Below are 20,352 nucleotides of genomic sequence, written 5' to 3'. Positions count from 1 at the left end.
ATTTATTTGTATATCTCATCATCAAACACAAAAGACTCTTGTACATAATGTTTGATGAGGTCTATTGTAGCCTTGACATCTTCCTTTGCAATCAATGCGCTTTGACTGTGCGGATAGCGTGTCACAACGGACATCCCCGCAACGCGAACCCCTTCATAAGACTGATTGATACTGGAAATGTCGGTACCGCCGCGATTGATCACGTCTCTTTGATACTTAATATCGTTTTTATCACAGCAAGCAATCATCTGATCGTAGAGTTTTTCATCAACCATTGCCGATGGATCGCCAATCTTAATGGCTACACCGCCGCCAACTTGATTTTGCCCCATCAAGTCGCTTGGATAAAAATGATCCGGCGTAATGTCAATGGCGAGTCCAATATCCGGCTTAATGCGTTCTGCTGCGACAACTGCCCCTCGACAGCCCACTTCTTCTTGTACTGTAAATACAAAATACAGATCATTTTCAATGGGCGCTTTAATGTTTTTGATCACTTCCATTAAAATATAGCAGCCAACGCGGTCATCAATCGATTTCGCACAGATGCAGTCATTGGCAAGTTCGTAGTATGGCCCGATAAAACCGCAATAGTCGCCAATATTGACAAGTGCTTCTGCCGCTTCTTTCGTTTTGCAACCAATATCAATGTACAGTTTCGCACTGTCATTTTTTGCATCCTCAATTTTGCCGTCACATCCAACGACGCCGATGACGCCGTTTTGAAAAATCACTTTGTCATTGTAAAGCGATGCAGCCCACACCCAGCCGACAGCATGCACTCTAATTCGGCCATCCGGTTCAATTTTAATGACTTGGAGTCCGATTTCATCCATATGCGCAGCCATCATGATTTTTTTACCTTTGCCATTACCCTTTTTAACGGCAATCAGGTTTCCAAGTGCATCTGCATAACAAGCATCAACATATGGCAAAACGGCATCTTTAATATACAAGCGAACAGCTTTTTCACGTCCTGCGACACCCCACAACTGTGTCAATTCCTTTAAAGTATCCATGAGTCTCTCCTATATCATATGATTGTAATTATGTTTTTCGCCAACGTCTTCTCTGGCAATATCACCATTCTACCACATGGTGATTCGCATTTTCTCATGGTGATTGTTATTCTTCATGCAAAGATGTCTTCGCCACCCATTTAGGTCTGTTCATAAGCGGGTGCTGAAGGCGAATGGCATCTTTGGGGCATTCCATAGCGCAGACGCCACAATACCAACATTCTTCCGGATAGGCGACGATTGGTTTTGCGCCCTTTTGTGCTGAGGGCATAAAGAGATCAATGGGACAATTATCCACACATTTCATACAGCCAATGCACTTAGCTTCATCAATGTGAATTGGCATTGCCGGTAAAACGCGTTTTAATGAAAAGGCACTAATGATCATCATCTCCTTTCACAGCAGCCATTGAAGGATTAAAACGTTCATAGGCTGCTTTTAAATCATCGCCTGCAAAATTGAGTGATACATCGCGACAATAGACTTTACCCGCTTCTTGCTTAATGACGATAAATGATTCTTCTGCGCTTTCATCACTGTCATTACGATAAAACTCCAGTTTCGGAACACTCTTCTTTCGTGATAGTGATGCTTCGAGTATCAACTGAGATACCGTTAAAATATTGTAGACTTCATGCAGCCGCATCAGCTCGTGAGGATTCGCTGCAACTGTCTGCGGGATCATCTCTGCTTCATACGTTTCAAGCATTGAAAGACCTGCCTTTAAAAGATTGGCTTCTTTTATTTCGCCGCAATGCAGCTGCATCGTTTTGGCAATACCGTGATTGAGTTCTTTCCACGTCATGCCGCTTTCATATGCTCTGTAAAGCGGTGCATAAACACGCGCTCTTTCAGCTTCAACAGTTTCAGGTGATACTTTGAGAAGTGTGCGATTTTTAGCGCCTTCCGCAGCATGTCTGCCGGCATAACCGCCTGTTGAAGCGGCATGACCATAACAGTTTGAAGAGAATAATGCATCACCGGCAGCATAAAGGCCTTCAATATTTGTTTCAAGGTGCCAGTCGTTCATAAAACCGCCTGGAAGACCAAATAACTGGCGTTCTTGCGGCAAGAATGAAGCACTTTGCCAGCCGACTCCATAGCACTGCAGAACATCGCGTTTCGGATCAAAACCGGCATCTGTATGATGCTTCAGCACAGGAATTTTCGTTTTGCCTTCTTCACCAACCATCATGCCCCAAATAATATCGCGTTCCATCTCAGGCATATCCGTTAAATCAGCATAAAACGGCAATTTGTACCCCAGCTCATTTAGTTTTTCATAAGGCATTGTCTCCGGACCGTCATAAGCATATTTTGCCTGTTCAATATTACCGCCCTTTAAGAAAAAGGCTTGATTGTTCGCTGGTTTAAAACGATCTTCAACGCGTTCGAGTACATTGCCGTCACGATCCATGTACGGAATAGTCTTTCCTCTTGAATCAACCATGGAAGCAGGATACCACGTATTGTGATTATTTCCCGTACTGTAAGGCGGAAAAGAACGTCCGGATGAAGAAAACTGTGCTCGCACTGACTTTTCCATCATATTAAACTCTGCACCGGCACGCCAGCCCATCGCATGGCCGTCACCAATACAAGACATTGGCCTAAATTCACAAATGCCGGGGTATGAAGCGGAAAACAACCAGATCCTTGCAGGTCTTGACATTGCCATAATCACAGATTTTGCATGAAATACATGAAAAGCGCCTGTTCGCGTCTGGAAACCCATTGCACCAATACAACGTTTTGTACGCTGCGAATCTGTCACACCTTCTTCCGTTGTCAGCAAACTAGTTACCATCGTATGTTCGACAATTTCAATGCCAAGTGAACGCATCGTTTTAACCATTGCCGGTTTAAAAGTAGACCCCCAAATTCTGAGCGTCGTTTTGCTATCATAATCATAAGCGTAAAGGAGTTTCGTCTTTTCATCTCGAAAAGCGGCCCCTTTATAGAGATCTTCATCATCTCTGATTTTGCCACCCATTGTTTCAATTTGTGAGAGATAATGCCAGCCTTCACGTGCTTCTATATAATGTGATATAGCATTGTTGTAACCGTCATTATCATCCATCATTGCAGCGGTCAACGTTTCTGCTGAAACGGTCGAACCCGGATTAGTCGCTGCATTTTCCCAATGGTCACAACCTGAGCCACCTGCGCCACTGCGCTTAATGCCAGCTTTTTCCACCACGGTTACGCGCATACCGCTCTTTGCTGCATCTATTGCCGCCATACAGCCTGCTATACCGCCGCCAAGTACCAGAACGTCGCTATCATGATAAGCTGTTTTTGAAATTTCAGATTGATACTGCCATTCTATATCGTTCATGATATTTTCCTTTCGTTAGATTGGTCATCAGCGATTGTTCATCAATTGTGACCTTTTCAGTCATATTATCAGACTATTTTGGATTTTGCAACATATTAAATACAAAATATATTGCTGAATTTTAATATTTGTGCTAAGCTAAGATAAATTTTTAGTTCTTTTTAGGAGGCACATATGGCAAGGTATGTATTTAAACGCTTGGTTCTGACGATCCCCGTACTCTTGGGCTCTATCTTCCTCGTGTTTGCAATTATGAGTTTAACACCTGGCGATCCGGGCACATTGATACTCGGCATGACCGCAGACAAAAAGGACATTGTGCAGTTAAATACGGAACTTGGCTATTATCAGCCTTTTTTGGTTCGATTTTTCAATTACGTTAAAGACATCGTCGTGCATTTTGACTTTGGTATCTCGTACCGTACACGTACACCTGTCTTTATCGAAATCCTATCAAAGTTTCCACACACATTTAAACTGGCAGTGGCTTCTATTATCCTCAGCTCCATTACAGGGATTACGCTTGGCATCGTTTCTGCCGTCAAGCAATATTCTTATATTGACAGCTTCTTTACTATTTTAGCGATGTTCTTTGCAGCCATTCCCGGCTTCTGGTTCGGACTCATGCTCATGCTGCTATTTTCACTAAAACTCGGATGGCTTCCCTCAAACGGTGTCGATACATGGAAACATTTCGTATTGCCAACCATTACATTATCGGTGGGAAGTGCCGCCGGCCTGTTGCGCTTAACGCGGTCAACCATGTTGGAGACTATCCGGCAGGATTACATTCGCACAGCGCGAGCAAAGGGTGCCGGCGAACAACGCGTCATCATTCACCATGCGCTTAAAAACGCCCTGCTCCCAGTTATCACCTCACTTGGGATGAACTTTGGCGCTTCATTGGGCGGTGCAATCATTATCGAATCCGTCTTCGGCATGCCTGGTCTAGGCACACATATTGTAACGGCGATCCGGCAAAAGGACATACCAGTCGTACTGGCTAGTACGCTTTTACTGGCATTTCTCTTTTCCATTATTATGCTCATCGTCGACTTGCTCTATGCCTTTATCGACCCGCGCATTAAATCCAAGTACGCAAAATAGGAGGCACGCTTGAAACTGAAATTATTACGAGACAATCATCCGCTCAGAGAAATCTGGCGCCGATTTAAAAAGAATCATTCTGCCATGATTGGTTTATATTTATTACTTATTATTTTATTTGTCGCCATTTTTGCCGATCTCATCGTGCCTTATGAAAAAGCCATTAAACAAGTTGGTACGGACCGGCTTTTAAGTCCAAGTATGGCGCACCCTTTTGGAACCGATCACTTAGGACGTGACTTTGCCGCCCGAGTCGTACACGGCTCACGTTACTCATTGCTTATCGGTATTTCAACCAGTGTTATTTCCCTCATTATTGGAGGTTTATTAGGTGCCTTTTGCGGTTATTACGGCGGTCGTTTTGATAATCTTGTCATGCGACTGATGGACGTCATCATGTCGATACCCCCCGTTCTCTTATCATTGGCCGTCGTCGCCGCATTAGGTGCCAACCTTAGAAATCTTTTGATTGCCATTACGATTTCATGTATTCCAAGCACAGTACGGCTGGTACGGTCTGTCGTCATTTCAATCGCCGATCAAGATTATATTGAAGCCGCACAGTCTTACAACACTTCGGATTTTCGCATTATATTAAAATATATTTTGCCAAATGCCATGGGACCAATTATCGTCAATACAACCATGAGTATTGCTGTTATGATTCTTTCTGCCGCAGGCCTTTCCTTCATTGGGATGGGGGTTCAGCCGCCATCGCCGGAATGGGGGTCACTGCTCTCAGAAGCACGTCAGTATATGTTTAAAGCACCCTATTTGCTTTATTTCCCTGGGGTTGCCATTCTCATGTCGGCACTTTCCTTTAACCTAGTTGGCGATGGTCTGCGTGATGCACTAGACCCTAAACTGAAAAACTGAAAAAGCGAGGTATCCATTGAAACCATTACTTTCTATAGAAAATCTTGCCGTCGCCTATCAGACGGATTTGGAAACAGTCGCCGCAGTCAACGGCATCTCGTTTGCTATTCATAAAGGGCAGACGCTGGGAATCGTCGGCGAAACCGGTGCCGGCAAGACGACGACGGCACTGTCAATTCTAAGACTGCTGCCGGACAGAACCGGGATCATTAAATCCGGCAAAATTGAATTTGAAGGCGAAGATTTACTCACTTACTCTGAAAGAGCCATGCGAAAAGTTCGCGGTGAAAAAGTCGCCATGATCTTTCAGGATCCTATGACAGCATTAAATCCCGTCATTCCCATTGGCAAACAGATTGCCGAAGCTTTGATTCTCCACAATCCAGACGGGATGTCTCGTGATGACATTGAAGATCGCGTCGATGCTTCGCTTAAAATGGTCGGCATTTCACCTCAGCGTAAAGGCGACTATCCGCATCAATTCTCAGGCGGTATGAAACAGCGTGTTATCATCGCCATTGCATTGGCATGCAAGCCAAAACTTATTATCGCTGATGAACCAACGACGGCGCTGGACGTCACCATTCAGGCGCAAGTCCTTCAAATGATAAACGATTTGAAATCTGAACTGCAAACAGCCATGATTATGATCACGCATGACCTCGGCATTGTCGCACAAACCTGCGATGAAGTCGCCGTTATGTATGCCGGTGAAATCGTTGAATACGGCATGATGGAGGATATCTTTGATGCCCCTGTACATCATCCGTATACGGTAGGTTTATTTGGCTCTATTCCAAGCCTTGATCAGGATGTTGAACGCCTCTATACCATAGACGGCTTAATGCCGGATCCGACTAATTTGCCTGTTGGATGCAAATTCATGGACCGTTGTCCTAAAGTCATGCCAATTTGTCAAGAAGCCCCTAAAACGTATACGATCTCCGGCAAGCATCAGATCAAGTGCCACCTGTTTTCCGACATCGCGCAATCTCCGTCGGATTCCGGCAAAGCTGATACCAATACCGCCGAACCCGATAAAGGAGCTAATCCATGAAACAGCCGATTATAGAAATTGAACACTTAAAAAAATACTTTCCCGTCAAAGAGGGAAAATTACACGCCCTTGACGATATCAGTCTAAGCATTTTTGAGGGGCAAACCCTCGGCGTCGTCGGCGAATCGGGCTGTGGTAAAAGTACGCTTGGTAGAACACTGCTGCGACTCGTCGAGCCAACCGATGGCATTATCCGCTACGATGGTCGCGATATTACCAAGTTAAACCGTAAAGAACTCGCAGATGTTCGCCGTGATATGCAAATTATTTTTCAGGATCCTTACGCTTCTCTCAACCCGAGAATGACTGTTAAAGAACTTATTGCAGAACCGCTCATTGTCAATAAAATTATTTCAAATAAAAAAGAGTTAATGAAGGAAGTGGATCGTCTTATGGCACTCGTCGGTCTTTCACAGCGTCTATCCATGGCCTATCCCCATGAACTTGACGGCGGAAGGCGTCAGCGTATTGGAATCGCGCGCGCTATTGCGATGAAACCGCGTTTCATCGTCTGTGACGAACCCGTTTCTGCACTGGATGTCAGCATCCAAGCACAAATTTTGAATCTATTGATGGATTTACAGGCAGAGCTCTCTCTGACTTATCTTTTTATCACACATGATTTAAGTGTTGTCAGACATATTTCGACCAATATTGCGGTCATGTACCTTGGCCAGTGTGTTGAAATGGCACCTTCAAAGGTACTTTTTAAAAATCCTGTTCACCCTTATACAAAAGCCTTGTTGTCCGCTATTCCCATTCCGAGTTCAAGCATGCGGCATAAGGCAATCGAAACCGTAAAAGGCGAAGTCGTCAGTCCAATTAACCCGCTTCCCGGATGTCGTTTTGCACAGCGTTGTCCCGGCTGCGGCGAGCAATGTGCCCATTATGAATCTGAACTTATTGAAGTTGAACCAAAACACTTCGTCGCTTGTCCAAGTGCTGTTAAAGCCTATATGGCGCAAAAATGACCCCTTATTGCCACCTATCTAATGGAGCGGTAAAGTCATGTGTTCGGCAGTTGCTTTCAACATATCAAAATGTTAAAGTAAATACAGAGAGATAGAAGGAGAAGTGTATGTCATTGACCATCAATAAATTGACGCTATCAGAGCAAATCTACAGGATTTTAAGAGAGGATATTCTCAATCAGGAAATAAAATGCGGCGAAAAACTGACGCTTAAAGCATTGAAAGAACGTTTTAATGTCAGTCATACACCTATTCGCGAAGCTTTGACGCGGCTGGTTGAAGACAATTTGGTTACCTATTATTCAAATGTGGGCGTAACCGTTGTCACATTAAATGAAAACGACATTAAAGAGATTTTTCAGTTTAATGGCGACTTGGATTGCCTCGCACTGCAATATGCAATGAACAGTCCAAAAAAATTAGAGTTTTTAGCCAAACTCAATCTGATTATTCAAGATTCTGAAGATGCGCTTGCCAGTGGTGACATGGCTAAATGGCGCGATTACTCTGATGACTTTCACCTAATCTTTTATACGTATGCCAACAATTCAAGGCTTGAAATTGCCGCAAAAAAACTGCGTGCGCAAACGACGCTGCTCTATAATCTCTATCAGTTTGAATCGCAAAATGCTCTGCATATTCAAGAAGATCACGCAGCTATTAACACAGCACTGCAAAACGGCAATATTGACACTGCTAAAAGCCTTTTTAAAGCTCATCTTGATAAAGATATGACATTGGCGCTTAACGTATCGGCGAAGTTGAACGGTAAGCAATAAACAATAAACAATACCAAAAAAGTCAGCATCCACTGTTTTAGGGATGCTGACTTTTTTATTTGTCATTGCAGCAGCATGGCAAATGCCACAAACGGTTTCTTAAATCACAATTATCATTTATTAGATAACATGCCGTTTTTAGCAATAATTTTGGGCATTACATCAGCTGGTATTGGTGACTGATAGCTATTGCCATTTAGAGATTTCAAATGTTCTGCTTTGGCTTCTTCAATCTTTTCGGGATGTTCTAAAAGTTCAACGACTGCAGCTGCAAGCACTTCAGCTGCATAGCGCATCCCTTTGTGCGCTATGCCCGATTTTCCCTGCGAAACCATTTGCCAAGTATGCATGGGCGTCCCGATGCTCGCACATGCCGCAAAGCACTGTGCCGTCGGAACAAGCTGGCTGACATCGCCGACATCAGTTGAACCCGACAAGCGCTGAGGCGATACATCATAGGGAATAACACAATCTGCTAAACACTTCTTTTGATATGAAGGCATCATCACGTCCGATAAGGCTCCCATCATCTGTTTTGCCTGTGCCATATCGGTTTCTATATCGGCTTGAGACAATGTCTTGCGGATACTCTCTGCGGTCAGTTCATCTTCTTTTGAAAATTGTGGTGCGCCAATCGCCAGCATTTTATCCGATATAACTTGTCCCAGCGTTACATTGGGCATGTAATCTGAACACGCTTTATCAAAAACTACCGTAACTTTCGTCCCCGTCATTAATGCCGCACCTGATGCAACATCGCATACACGCTGGTAAAGTGCCTCGACTTCCGATAATTTTGGCGCTCTAATCAAATAGAGCACTTCGGCTTCCGATTGTACAACATTAGGTGAAAAGCCACCGGTATTGGTCACCGCATAGTGAATCCTCGCCTCAGAAATCATATGCTCTCTTAAATAATTGACGCCAATATTCATAAGTTCTACGGCGTCTAATGCACTCCTTCCAAGGTGAGGGCTGGCCGCTGCATGCGCACTGACGCCCTCAAATCGAAAATAGACTTGATAGTTGGCAAGCGAAAATGCAGAAAAAACACCGTTATGTGTTCCAGGGTGCCATGTTAAGGCAGCATCGACCGCCTGAAAGACACCAGCTCTTGCCATAAATGCTTTACCGGATCCACCCTCTTCTCCCGGACATCCATAGACGATAACTGACCCTTTCAACGTTTCATGCTGCATCATATAATCCTTTATTGCCGCAGCTGCCGCTGCCGATGCAGTCCCCAACAAGTGATGCCCACAGCCGTGACCGTTTTCTGTGCCATGACGTTTTAGCGGGTAATCCACATCAGCACATTGACTCATCCCTGAGAGCGCATCATATTCTGCTAAGATTGCAATCACTGGCTCACCTTTGCCGTAAGACGCTTTGAAAGCCGTCGGTATCCCCGCAATCCCCAGTTCAATTTCAAATCCCACTTGCGCCAATTCATCGGCTAAAAGTTTCGCCGATTGATATTCATCAAATTTTAGTTCTGAAAATGACCAGATCCGATCACTGACCTCGTACCACCGCTCTGCCGTTTTATCAAAATAGCTCTTTAAAGCACTCATTTATCAAACTCCAATCCTTTAATGCTGCAATTAACGCTTAGCCTCTGTCACAATATACATGATGATGCCATTTAATTTAATTCATTGACATTCGCGTGCTCTTCTCGTCATCGCTTTACCACAAATTTTCTACGACAATCGCTTGACAACAGTTTCAATCATGACTTGAACGCTTGCAATCAGAGCCCGTTCATCAACATCGAACTCATGGGTATGATGCCCAACACCGCTTGTTCCCACCGGTGCTGCACCAACCATAAAATAGGCCGCCTTACCGCCATGTGCCTGAACAGCAGACATCATATAGGAAAAGTCTTCACTGCCGCCTGCATGACTATCAATCCCAACGATATCGTCAAATATTGTCATCGCCTCGGCAACTTCTTTGATCACTGCAACGAGCGATTCATCGGATTTGCCGCCGATTGCTTCCCCCATAAGGGTTACATCCGTCTCAACACCATGCATCTCGCCCGCATTTTTAATGATGCGCAAGGCATATTGCCGCATATAATCATTAATCTCCGTCTGTTCACCACGCGTTTCAATTTTTAGCAGCGCTTCTTCTGGGATCACATTGCGGTCAGTACCGCCATTGAATGTTCCAACGTTGATGCGGCTGGCACCAGCTTCATGCCTCGGTATTGCATGCATGTTCACCACTGCACTGGCTGCCGCTAAAATTGCATGCCTTCCTGCGTTCGGCGAAGATCCCGCATGCGACGGGCGTCCTGAAAACCGAACATCCATTTTCGTTGTGGCCATAAAGCCATTTGAGCCGCATATGATTTTGCCAAACGCTTCGTTGCCGATGAGATGGCATGCCAACACATCATCTACATCTTCAAATATGTCTGCTTTAACCATCGATTTTGCCCCGCGAACCCCTTCTTCCGAAGGTTGAAAAACGAGTTTCACAGTCCCTGCATTCATGAAAGGCTTCAGCTTGCTCAGCACTGCTGCAACACCTAAGCCAATGGCTGTATGACCGTCGTGACCGCAAGCATGCATAATCCCTGCAACTGAACTGAGAAAGCCTTCACGTGCCGGTAAATGCGCTTCTGAGCGACTCTCTTCAATTTTTAAAGCATCCATGTCGAAGCGAAGCGCGATCACTGGCCCTTCACCGAAGACTATCGTTCCGACAACACCCGTAAAGCCACCTTTGAAAGGTTCGAGCGCCTTTTTATCAAAACCATTATCAATTGCACGTTGATAAGCTTCTGTTAAGGTGCTTTCAGGGGGAACGCCCATCCTAGATGCGTCGTGAATAACGGCTCTCCCCTCGCTAACGTTAAAGCCGAGCTTCTTTAATCGCTGACTCACTGTCACAGCTGTTTGAAACTCTGTCCAGCCAACTTCAGGATTTTTATGAAACTGTCTTCTGTCTGCTGTAATCTGCTCTGTCAACCCATCCAAAATTCGGTTAACAAATGTCCGATCAATCCTACCTGCTTTTGCTTCCTTCATCTGATTTTCCTGCTTGCTTAATGTCATTTCTTCTTTTTTCATTGTGACCTCTTTCATCTCTATCGAACACAACTTTTTTGGATCATTCGTAATTTACCTTACATAAAAATACCTGCTCCAGGCCCTAAAGGCAGTTTTAAATAGAACCAGATCGCCAATAATATAATCCATATGATGCCAAACCCCAACACATATGGCAGTGCGAGTGAGAAAAAGTTTCCGACGCCGATATCTTTCTTATATTTTTGCATAAAACCTAGCGCAATGGCAAAATACGGACTGAGCGGTGTAATTGCATTGGTTGTGGAATCGCCAATACGGTAAGCAACTTGTGCAAAAGCCGGTGAATAGTTTAGCATCATGAACATTGGTACAAATACTGGCGCGAGCAATGCCCACTTTGCCGAACCACTGCCAATAAATAGGTTGATAAACATCGTAATAAAAATCACTGCTACAACCATACCATAACCAGTAAAATTGGAGGCTTTCAACAGATCCGCCAGCTTTACAGACAAAACTAAGCCCATATTCGTCCAGTTAAAGAAACCGATAAATTGAGCCATTACAAAAACCAGCACAATATAAGATGACATCCCTTCAATTGCCTTAGTCATTAGTCTTGGTACGTCCGCGCTTTTCGTAACCGTACCGACTTTACGGCCATAAGAAACGCCCACAGCAACAAACCACACCAGTAAAAAAGGCACGATCCCTTTTATAAATGGTGACGAAATAAAACTGCCGCCTTCACCTCTAAGCGGCGAATTTGTCGGGATTAGCGCTGCAATAACCAGCCCCCAAAAAATAATCGAAATAAGCCCCGCACTCTTTAAGCCTCTACGCTGTTCTTCTGTCACTTCATAATCCTGCGTTTGATCTAATACTTGATCTTCAGCCTGATAATCCCCCGCAATTTTAATAACGACTTTTGATGTCAGCCAAGTGCCAACCACAGCGAGCACAAGCGTCGATACAATCATAAAATAATAATTTGAAAGCGGTGATACTTCAATTGCAGGGTTAATAATCTTAGCCGTCTCACCTGTAATACTAGCGAGCAGCACATCGGTCCCCGCGACAATGATATTGGCTGTAAAACCGGCATTTGCTGCTGCATAACCTGCAATGATACCAACAATCGGGTTCTTCTTGGCACCGTAGAAAATAGCACCGGCGAGTCCTGGGACAACTACCGCGGCTGCATCCGAAGCAATATTACCACAAATACCAATTAAAAACACCATAAACACCAATAATTTCTCGGGTGCCCCCAAGATAAAGCGTTTCATAAAAGCATCCATAAAACCAGACTGCTCTGCGAGCCCGATCCCGAGCATCATAGAAAGCACTAATCCCAACGGCGCAAAACCAGAGAAGTTTTTAACTAAATTGAGAATAATGTACTGAATGCCTTCTTTTGTCAACAAACTTTTAATGGCAACTGTCTCATCCTTCACAGGATGCTGTACGGCAACCCCCATACTGCCGAAAACCGCTGATAAAATAATAATGATGACGAGCAGCCATAAGAACATCGTAAACGGGTGCGGCAATTTGTTGCCAACTTTTTCAACCCATTTGAATACCTTCATCATGCGTGAAGACTTTTCATTTGATTTCAAATCCGCCATTGTTTCCTCCCTTTGTCATTAGCGATCCACCCATCGCCTTCTGTTAATACCTTTCAACTTCATTTCAACACTGTTTCGGTCTTGTTTCGGTTATGTCCTTTATTGCTAACAATATTATACCAAAATCATAATATTTTGCACCCTTTTTTTGAATTAAGGCAATGATATCATTACCTTTAGCCGTACCACAACTACAATATATTGTATTATCGTTTTTCGAAAACGATACATATTGTAGTAAAAGGATTAAAATTTGTATGATACAATTATCTTAATTATCTAATAATTTTCGATAGAGATGTTTAAGACTGCACTTTCGCATGTTAAATGAGGAAAATACACAATAAAAACCGAAACACTTTGATTATTACATCAAACCATTTCGGTTTATTTTTATTTGCTACTAACTATTTGTTTATTATTGAGTTTTGCACTATTAATTAAGGATATGACATCGTTGCTTTTCGTTGATCTTTCACAACATTAAGTTGGATTTTCGTCTTTTAACATTAGTGCCGCTCACCAGTTTCTATTTTCAGTTCGTAAATCTTGCGGGGCCTGCCCGTCTGTGCAATACTGGCTTCTTCGACAATGACGGCAAATCCGGCTGTAACGAGATCTGTTAATATGCGTCGCGCACTCCTTGGGCTGATGCCCAGATAATCGGCGACCGTATTGGCATCGACAGCACGATGATTCAACTTTTCGAGCAATCCTCGGAGCTTCATGATATAAGCAGCACTGATCCCAGATTTTTCAACAATTTCTGCAACCATTTCATCATTTCTCAATGTGGTATGAAACGATAACCAGCGTTCAGATTCCTGCATAAACGGTCCAGATAAAACACCCTCGCCATCTTTTAAGAAGATACAATTCACCTTTTTTTGAAGCGCATAATGCAGCGCGTGGCGTGCATTTCGCTCTGCTTCATATACCGTTTGACCTAAGCCAATACCCGAGGAAAGTATGGCATTTTCTTTTAAGTCGCCAAACTGTGTCGCGTAGATGGCATCAACATCTGTAATCGCGCCGCGATTGGTAAAAATCATAAATTCATCGCGTCCAAATGGAAAGATTGCACCAAAGTTCGTCTGTGTATAACGGATCAAGGACTGCTCCAATTGATTTCGAATGAGCATAAAGTGATAATCAGAGGTTTGCGCTTCATCATAATTGCGCATGCGAACCACTTGAATAGCAATTTGACTGGCTTGCTCCTTTTTTACCGTCCCCAGCAAAATGGCTTTCTGAATGGTTTCTCGAATTAACGGTTTCGTCGGATAAACTTTATACACGTGAATACCTTTGCGCTTAAGCGCCTCATAAACACTTGTAAAGCCGGTGACAGCTGCATCAATTTTGCCCGCTTCCCACAATTTCGTATGAAAGGCAATAATCGTATCGCTGTCTAAACTAAATTCATATTTTAAGTGATAGGTCTGATCGTATGGGATCCCCAGTTCTTCCATGGTTTCCTGTACGGCATCCGGCAGGACGATATCAGAGCTCAAGCATTTAAATCCCGGCTGCTTCTTTTCAATTTCCCAAACCGTTCGATAAAAGCTGGTCCCTTCACGAGGGATAAAGACCGCCGGCTTATTGAGAACGCCGAAATTTTGAGCCACGGCATATGGTGCCTCGCCGGAAAACATTACGATATCACAATCCTGCTGAATAGCCGATGTCAACTCGAGAACATCAGGATAGCGCGCATACTCCCTTAGATCAAACTGCGCTTTGTGTTCGTATTCTTTTGTAACAGCGCCAATTTTTTCAACAGAATCCTTTGGGCCAATAACACCAATGCGTATCTTCACACTGACCTCCTAACGTTCTGCATCTATTTTACTAAAATAAGAGGTATTTCACAACAGCGAAACTCACTGGTCAGTCGCCATCAATCCAATAATTCCAACACACATAACAACGCCAAGCAGCATTAACCATATTTCTGATGACATTACACAGCCAAAGTTAAGGGCTGCAAAAATGCCAATCGTCGCAAAGGCAAATCCCCTGCAAATCATTTTCTCAGTGTTTCGATACACAGCTTTTTTGCTTGTCTCTTGACCAGTCTCCAATTGCGTGTTCAGCATTGCATGTGTCCATTTAGCGGTATAAGCCTCAAATTGATGATCGTCACTTGTAAAGACAATTAGCACGGGCAATCCCAAAAAAACAGGAAAAAGAAAATCATTGCAAAAGATAATAAAAAAAAGCTCCCATGACCAAAAACCAAAAAAAACATCAAGGCCGCAGCCAATGAGAATGCTGGTTGCCATCGCACCAATAACTGATAAATAAACGTAGAGCAATAAGTTAGCATGTGTTTTTACATTAGGCATTTCTTCGCCTCTGATAATATGCCAAATACGATAAGGCACGTAGGCGGCGGCAAAATTGCCAACAAAGCCTAATACAGAATACCATGAAAAGTCACCAAACAAATCTGCAATCACATTGCCAATGCCACATCCCCAGGCACCTGCCGGTCCAAACAGCAGCCCCGCGACAATCGGAACCGCATTGACTGGTCTGACTTCCGTAAAGCCTTCAACAAGCGTCATTGCCTTAAACGGCACCGCCATAAAGGCAAAAACCATCGCTACTATTATGATATTGACGAGGCCGCGCTTATGAGCGAACGGTTGAATGAGCTCTATCAAACGAATGCCCTCCTTTCCGGTCTAAGAAATTCGTTCCCGCGCAAAAGGCGCCAATTGCAATTAACAGCGCACCTGTCAGTTTTGTTATTGTAAACACTTCACTCGTGCCGAAAGTACTCGGTATCAAACTTGCCAAGATTAGCGTAATGATGGGTTCTGTCGCTGCAATAACTGTGACGCTAATGGGATTGGCATATTTTTGTGAATACATCAGCATAATATAAGCATAGGCTTTGGCAAAAAATGCGAGCAGAAAAATATTGGCAATCAGTATCTTTGTAAAATGAATCGTCGCAAACAATGACGGTGTTTCAAAAAACCAAAGTACGAGTCCAATCACGGTTGAAAAAATCATCTGTCCAATCCCCAGCAAAAGCGGGTCACTGTCTTTAGCATAGCGATCAATCATCAATGTATAAACTGATGTCGTCACACAAGCTGCCAGCATATAGAGTACACCCGCATTCATCTGACCTGCGCCTAATTTGACGCCGCTTGTAAAAAAGAGTCCGGCTAAAATAAAAGCAATCCCGAGCAAATTATTTCGTGTCGGTCTTTTCCGAAAGAATAGCAGCAGCACTGGCACGATTACAATATTTAGTGACGCAATAAAACTCGCCTGTGATGCTGGAATCGACGCTACGCCGAGTTTCTCAAAAATAAGTGTAATACTCAAGACCACCGAAGTAAGAAAACTCTTAACCAAAAGCGACTTGTTAAAGCCCTTTAACCGCTTAAAAAAAACGACGAGGAAAATAGCACTGGCAATCCCTGATGTAATCGCTAAATATGCAAACGAAGAAAAATCACTCGGCAAATTTTTCATAAACACATAGGAGGATGCCCAGCAAAGCGTAATCGAAAAGAGAACGATATTGGTTTCAGTCTTTGTCATTGGACAGTCCCTTCATAAAACGTATAGTGCATCGCAGTACTTTCAAGTAAGACTGCGTGCTGATTCAATGCAGTGCGAACGTCATCCATAATGGCCTGAAGTTGATCTTCAGAAACATCAATGAACGTCAGAATAATGCTGTTCTCATACGTAATCACATTATCTTCATCTTTGTAGGCGCCTGTACCATTTGTCATTGTAAAACCATCAACGTATTCCAATGCGATTTCAGATATAATCGTTTCGGCCTCTTCCGTTTCAATAACCTGCTGATAGGTGTCCTGATCATTTAGCCCTATATACATCGTATACTGTGTCCCCGTCTCCGTCAGCAGATTGCTTGGCTGCTCATTCGACGACTCAATCTGGCATCCCGTTAGCATGAGTGCAAGCCAAAGTACTGTCACAATGGCGTGCCTTCTAGGCTTTCGTCTGACAGCTGTATTTCCGCCCATCATTTTAATCATCATTTCGCTCACACGTCCCTTCACATTTATTGAAACATGCCATCATGACATGTCAGCATCTCAAGTGCATCAATATCTACCACTAAAGCACCGCCTTCTAAAAAGGTTTTGTTGCCGCCAACACCCTGATAACCGTTTGCATGCAGAGCTTTTGCAATGGTCAAACTGTCTGTTGTATGATTTTGAAGCGCTGTCTCAATGATCATCGACGTCATATCATAGCCTTGTATCGCCCATGAATCAGCAGCGACGCCATAAACTTCCTGATATCGTAATGCAAAGTCTTCAAGTGCTTGACTGTTTTCAATAACTTGTGTCGTCGGCACGACCATACCTTCGGCAATGGTTTTAAAATCTGCCAGTGCGTTGGCACGGTTAAAAATGGGTTCGCCGATTACCATGCGTTCTGCCTGCTTTGACCGTATGAGATCCAGTACTCTAAAGGCTTCATCAAGGCCATATTGTGAAATAACCACACAATCAACGCCAAGTGCCGTCCATCGCTTATCAATTTGATCAAAATCACCAGAAGAAGCAATCTGTGGTACATAATCTACAACTTTGGTATCCGTATTGAGAAGTGATCGCTCAAATGCCGTTACCAGCTCTTCTTGAGACTGAATACCATTGTGATATACGGCTATTCGATTATAGCCATGTGAAACGGCGTACTGCCCCATCGCTTTTCCGAGATCGGAAAAGGCTGCAACGCCGCAGAAAAGTAATGGGTCGTTCTGTTCAAACAAACTGTCGTACGCGCCATAAGCAAAGAGCGTCATTTTGCCGCCATCAGACAAAATACCAGCTGTCGTTTTGGAAACATCAAAGTTTTGCAAATTAAAGACCGCGGTTACGGCAGGATCATTCGCAAGTTCCGTTGCCGCTTCCACACCACGCTCATAGACAGCACCGTCGTCAATGATCTCAACACGTATGGTATAACCTTCCGCAGCACATTTTTCTGTCATTGTTTCCACTGCCAAATGGACGCCATTGAGAAATGCGCCATCCGCTTCAAGCCACGAAGCATCGGCAATAATCGGCATGTAGATTTCATTGGAAACAGATGCTGTCTGCTTCGCACAGCCTGTCAGCAATATGACAAACAATAAAATGAGCCATTTTTTCATGGTGTACTCCTTTTCCTCATGCAATTTATCTTTAGCTGTAAAGACTTTCACCGCAAATAATTGCAATTTTTATAACGATCTATCCCAACATCAAACACTGCTGAAAATGGTTTAAACGTCTAATGCCATCTATCAGACATATAACGCTTCCCGATTGCGTTTTCAAGTTCCTTTATTAAGTAATCTGACGGATGGCCAGTTCGTAAAATCGGCCGCGTTTAGCCATTAGCGACTGATAGGTTCCCATTTCGACAATTTCTCCTTTTTCTAAAACGACGATTCTGTCACAATCCTTTACGGTTGAAAGTCGATGTGCAATCACTATTCTCGTACAGCCAAGGGCATTCAGCTGATCAGTTACTACCTTTTGAGTGATATTGTCAAGTGCTGAAGTCGCTTCGTCAAAATAAAGGATATTCGGCTTCGTTATCAATGCACGTGCAATGAGAATGCGCTGTTTTTGACCACCTGACACATTACCGCTTCCTTCAGAGATCATGGTGTTCATCCCCATTGGCATCGCCTTGATATCGTCAGCCAGTCCAGCCATTTCTGCCGCTGCCCACGCATCTTCAAGTGTCGCCCAAGGTGCTGAAACGATAATATTGGAGAACAGTTCACCGGCAAAGAGCTTGCCGTCCTGCAGGCAGGTGCCAATTTGCCGCCTGACAGATTGAATATCCAATGACGAAAGATCATTATCGTCGTAATAAACAGCACCAGCGGTTGGCAATTCAAACCCAAGCAACAAGCGCATCAATGTCGATTTGCCGGAACCGGAGCCACCGACGATTGCCATATATTCACCCGGTTGGACCTGTAATTGAATATTTTTTAATATTGTCGGTCCGTCAGTATCGTACTTGAAGGAAACATTTGATAGCTCAATCTTTCCCGATAGTGATGTCACTTGTATTTTTTGCGCATTGACTTCCGGCACAGCTTCAAGGATTGGTTCAACCATATCCATAAGCGGTTTTATACTCGCTAAGGTCATGGCGGCATTTGCCAGTGCCATAATAGCGCTGCTTACAATACCATAGGAAACTTGGAAAGCAATAAAATTTGAAACCGAAACACCTTCAACTGCACTTTTGTAGTAAATGGCGATCGTTCCTGCCAACACGAGCATCCCTGATAATGCCTTTTGAATACGCAAGATCATTGGTGGTGCAAAATCCAGTGTGCCCTGTACGCGATACTGCGATGCCCATTTGGAAAAGGCTCGCTTTTCCGCACCCGCTAGTTTTATCTTTTGGACACCTGAGAAAAGTCCAAAGACCATCCCTTCTAATTTTGCAGACGCCTTCAACCGCTTTTTTAAAAGTCTCTGCTGAAGCATGCCGATCCATATTGAAAAGGCAAACATCCAAAAAAGAACACCGATAGCTGTCGGCATTAGCATCGGAGCAAAATAGGCCATTTGAAAAATGTAGACAATGGCAAAAAGTGCCGTCAATAAACTTGACAATACCGTATCTGACAATTTAATCGACATTTCATTGATACTCATAACGCGTTTGCTCATCTCTCCTGCTGCATATTTTTTAAAAAAAGAAGTTGGCAATGCATAAAGCCTAGCCATTGTCGCGCTTTGAACCGCAATGACAACTTTTTCCTTTAAACGCATGAGAATCATATTCCGAGACATTTGAAAACAAGCTGTTCCAAAGGCTGCGCCGGCAAGCAAAATGGCAATCGGCGCCACATCCCCCTTTGTACCGCTAGGAATAATATTGTTAAAAACCTGCTGATTCACAAAGGGGGTAAAGAGCCCCAGCAAACTAACGGATAAGCACATCAGTAGTAAGAGTACAATATCTGAAGCGTTCAGCTGTGATAGCATAAATCGGATTAAATCAATAATCTTTAGCGACTTGTTCGGCAACGCCGCATAAAAAGTGAAGGCATCCACGTCAAACAATGCTGCATTCCCCGCATTAACACGAACGATTTTTTCCATTTCCGAATGGTAAAATCGATACCCGCCAAACCCCGTCGGCATCAGTGCAACAGCTTCACCTGACATATCAGATGCGAGGATCGGCCCCGTCGTCTCACGCCACCATTTGCCTGTTAATTCGACGCGACGTTTCATAATGCCGCTAGGCCCCAAATAATAGGCAAGCAGTTCATCAATACTCTCAAAAGACACCAAAACATCTGGCGCCTCAATGTGAAAATATTTCAAAATGATTCTTACAGCATTTGATGTCTGCGATTCTTCAAAATGACTTATTGCCGAATCAGATCGATCATTAATAATCGCCATCAGTTCGCCAATCGCACCGGCAAAAGCCATTTGCTCGCGTCTCATTTTATTTTTACGTGTCTTTTCAAATGGATTAAGTGCCATATTTGCCAT

The 20,352-nt window shown here is 43.7% G+C and carries 17 protein-coding genes; 5 read left to right on the top strand and 12 right to left on the bottom strand.

The window, feature by feature from the left end:
- Positions 1-2: 2 nt before the first annotated feature.
- The 3 genes from KHM83_RS01665 to KHM83_RS01655 all read right to left on the bottom strand — a co-directional run bounded on the left by KHM83_RS01665 (position 3) and on the right by KHM83_RS01655 (position 3,358).
- Positions 3-1,019 carry a M42 family metallopeptidase gene (locus KHM83_RS01665; protein ID WP_213235161.1) on the bottom strand — a complete coding sequence of 339 codons (1,017 nt, stop codon included), beginning with the start codon at positions 1,017-1,019 and terminating at the stop codon, positions 3-5.
- Positions 1,020-1,125: 106 nt separating this feature from the next.
- On the bottom strand, positions 1,126-1,410 hold the full coding sequence (locus KHM83_RS01660; protein ID WP_246542821.1) for a 4Fe-4S dicluster domain-containing protein: 285 nt from the start codon (positions 1,408-1,410) through the stop codon (positions 1,126-1,128).
- Positions 1,397-3,358: an FAD-dependent oxidoreductase gene (locus tag KHM83_RS01655; protein ID WP_213235160.1), complete on the bottom strand. Its 1,962-nt coding sequence runs from the start codon at positions 3,356-3,358 to the stop codon at positions 1,397-1,399. The genes KHM83_RS01660 and KHM83_RS01655 overlap by 14 nt, the downstream gene beginning before the upstream one ends.
- Before the next feature lie 174 nt (positions 3,359-3,532).
- On the opposite strand from KHM83_RS01655, the gene KHM83_RS01650 reads away from it, so the two are divergent.
- The 5 genes from KHM83_RS01650 to KHM83_RS01630 all read left to right on the top strand — a co-directional run bounded on the left by KHM83_RS01650 (position 3,533) and on the right by KHM83_RS01630 (position 8,148).
- Positions 3,533-4,465, top strand: coding sequence for an ABC transporter permease (locus tag KHM83_RS01650; protein WP_213235159.1), 933 nt, complete (start codon positions 3,533-3,535; stop codon positions 4,463-4,465).
- Between the two features lie 9 nt (positions 4,466-4,474).
- Positions 4,475-5,341: an ABC transporter permease gene (locus tag KHM83_RS01645; protein ID WP_246542820.1), complete on the top strand. Its 867-nt coding sequence runs from the start codon at positions 4,475-4,477 to the stop codon at positions 5,339-5,341.
- 16 nt (positions 5,342-5,357) lie between these two features.
- Positions 5,358-6,398 carry an ABC transporter ATP-binding protein gene (locus KHM83_RS01640; RefSeq protein WP_213235158.1) on the top strand — a complete coding sequence of 347 codons (1,041 nt, stop codon included), beginning with the start codon at positions 5,358-5,360 and terminating at the stop codon, positions 6,396-6,398.
- Positions 6,395-7,369 (top strand): ABC transporter ATP-binding protein, encoded by a 975-nt coding sequence (locus KHM83_RS01635; RefSeq protein WP_213235157.1) that lies wholly within the window; start codon positions 6,395-6,397, stop codon positions 7,367-7,369. Before KHM83_RS01640 ends, KHM83_RS01635 begins: the two co-directional genes overlap by 4 nt.
- Positions 7,370-7,476: 107 nt before the next feature.
- Positions 7,477-8,148 carry a GntR family transcriptional regulator gene (locus KHM83_RS01630; protein WP_213235156.1) on the top strand — a complete coding sequence of 224 codons (672 nt, stop codon included), beginning with the start codon at positions 7,477-7,479 and terminating at the stop codon, positions 8,146-8,148.
- 113 nt (positions 8,149-8,261) lie between these two features.
- On the opposite strand, the gene KHM83_RS01625 is transcribed toward KHM83_RS01630, so the two are convergent.
- The 9 genes from KHM83_RS01625 to KHM83_RS01585 form a co-directional block, all read right to left on the bottom strand.
- Positions 8,262-9,722, bottom strand: coding sequence for an amidohydrolase (locus tag KHM83_RS01625; RefSeq protein WP_213235155.1), 1,461 nt, complete (start codon positions 9,720-9,722; stop codon positions 8,262-8,264).
- A 129-nt stretch (positions 9,723-9,851) separates the two neighbouring features.
- On the bottom strand, positions 9,852-11,234 hold the full coding sequence (locus KHM83_RS01620) for an amidohydrolase (RefSeq protein ID WP_213235154.1): 1,383 nt from the start codon (positions 11,232-11,234) through the stop codon (positions 9,852-9,854).
- A gap of 56 nt (positions 11,235-11,290) precedes the next feature.
- Positions 11,291-12,826, bottom strand: coding sequence for an AbgT family transporter (locus KHM83_RS01615; protein ID WP_213235153.1), 1,536 nt, complete (start codon positions 12,824-12,826; stop codon positions 11,291-11,293).
- A 509-nt stretch (positions 12,827-13,335) separates the two neighbouring features.
- A complete protein-coding gene (locus tag KHM83_RS01610) occupies positions 13,336-14,646 on the bottom strand; it encodes a helix-turn-helix domain-containing protein (RefSeq protein WP_213235152.1) in 1,311 nt (436 codons plus the stop codon).
- Positions 14,647-14,709: 63 nt separating this feature from the next.
- Positions 14,710-15,495, bottom strand: coding sequence for a QueT transporter family protein (locus KHM83_RS01605; protein ID WP_213235151.1), 786 nt, complete (start codon positions 15,493-15,495; stop codon positions 14,710-14,712).
- A complete protein-coding gene (locus tag KHM83_RS01600) occupies positions 15,464-16,390 on the bottom strand; it encodes a DMT family transporter (RefSeq protein WP_213235150.1) in 927 nt (308 codons plus the stop codon). Before KHM83_RS01600 ends, KHM83_RS01605 begins: the two co-directional genes overlap by 32 nt.
- The gene (locus KHM83_RS01595) at positions 16,387-16,860 is read right to left on the bottom strand and encodes a DUF3574 domain-containing protein (protein ID WP_246542828.1); all 474 of its coding nucleotides are present in this window, start codon (positions 16,858-16,860) and stop codon (positions 16,387-16,389) included. Before KHM83_RS01595 ends, KHM83_RS01600 begins: the two co-directional genes overlap by 4 nt.
- Positions 16,861-16,883: 23 nt before the next feature.
- A complete protein-coding gene (locus tag KHM83_RS01590; RefSeq protein ID WP_213235148.1) occupies positions 16,884-17,987 on the bottom strand; it encodes an ABC transporter substrate-binding protein in 1,104 nt (367 codons plus the stop codon).
- 175 nt (positions 17,988-18,162) lie between these two features.
- Entirely contained in the window at positions 18,163-20,343 is a 2,181-nt protein-coding gene (locus KHM83_RS01585) for an NHLP bacteriocin export ABC transporter permease/ATPase subunit (RefSeq protein WP_213235147.1), read from the bottom strand.
- Between the last annotated feature and the right edge of the window lie 9 nt (positions 20,344-20,352).

The organism is Fusibacter paucivorans (assembly GCF_018390735.1).
Taxonomy (GTDB): domain Bacteria; phylum Bacillota; class Clostridia; order Peptostreptococcales; family Acidaminobacteraceae; genus Fusibacter; species Fusibacter paucivorans.
Note: the sequence above shows the minus strand (reverse complement) of the source record. Positions and strands in the feature narration are given on the sequence as shown.

What these genes read in the sequence shown, in the direction of transcription:
- KHM83_RS01595 (WP_246542828.1), bottom strand. Translation starts at nt 16,860, where the DNA reads ATGATGATTAAAATGATGGGCGGAAATACAGCTGTCAGACGAAAGCCT.
- KHM83_RS01655 (WP_213235160.1), bottom strand. Translation starts at nt 3,358, where the DNA reads ATGAACGATATAGAATGGCAGTATCAATCTGAAATTTCAAAAACAGCT.
- KHM83_RS01660 (WP_246542821.1), bottom strand. Translation starts at nt 1,410, where the DNA reads ATGATGATCATTAGTGCCTTTTCATTAAAACGCGTTTTACCGGCAATG.
- KHM83_RS01615 (WP_213235153.1), bottom strand. Translation starts at nt 12,826, where the DNA reads ATGGCGGATTTGAAATCAAATGAAAAGTCTTCACGCATGATGAAGGTA.
- KHM83_RS01600 (WP_213235150.1), bottom strand. Translation starts at nt 16,390, where the DNA reads ATGACAAAGACTGAAACCAATATCGTTCTCTTTTCGATTACGCTTTGC.
- KHM83_RS01625 (WP_213235155.1), bottom strand. Translation starts at nt 9,722, where the DNA reads ATGAGTGCTTTAAAGAGCTATTTTGATAAAACGGCAGAGCGGTGGTAC.
- KHM83_RS01585 (WP_213235147.1), bottom strand. Translation starts at nt 20,343, where the DNA reads ATGGCACTTAATCCATTTGAAAAGACACGTAAAAATAAAATGAGACGC.
- KHM83_RS01665 (WP_213235161.1), bottom strand. Translation starts at nt 1,019, where the DNA reads ATGGATACTTTAAAGGAATTGACACAGTTGTGGGGTGTCGCAGGACGT.
- KHM83_RS01635 (WP_213235157.1), top strand. Translation starts at nt 6,395, where the DNA reads ATGAAACAGCCGATTATAGAAATTGAACACTTAAAAAAATACTTTCCC.
- KHM83_RS01620 (WP_213235154.1), bottom strand. Translation starts at nt 11,234, where the DNA reads ATGAAAAAAGAAGAAATGACATTAAGCAAGCAGGAAAATCAGATGAAG.
- KHM83_RS01650 (WP_213235159.1), top strand. Translation starts at nt 3,533, where the DNA reads ATGGCAAGGTATGTATTTAAACGCTTGGTTCTGACGATCCCCGTACTC.
- KHM83_RS01630 (WP_213235156.1), top strand. Translation starts at nt 7,477, where the DNA reads ATGTCATTGACCATCAATAAATTGACGCTATCAGAGCAAATCTACAGG.
- KHM83_RS01590 (WP_213235148.1), bottom strand. Translation starts at nt 17,987, where the DNA reads ATGAAAAAATGGCTCATTTTATTGTTTGTCATATTGCTGACAGGCTGT.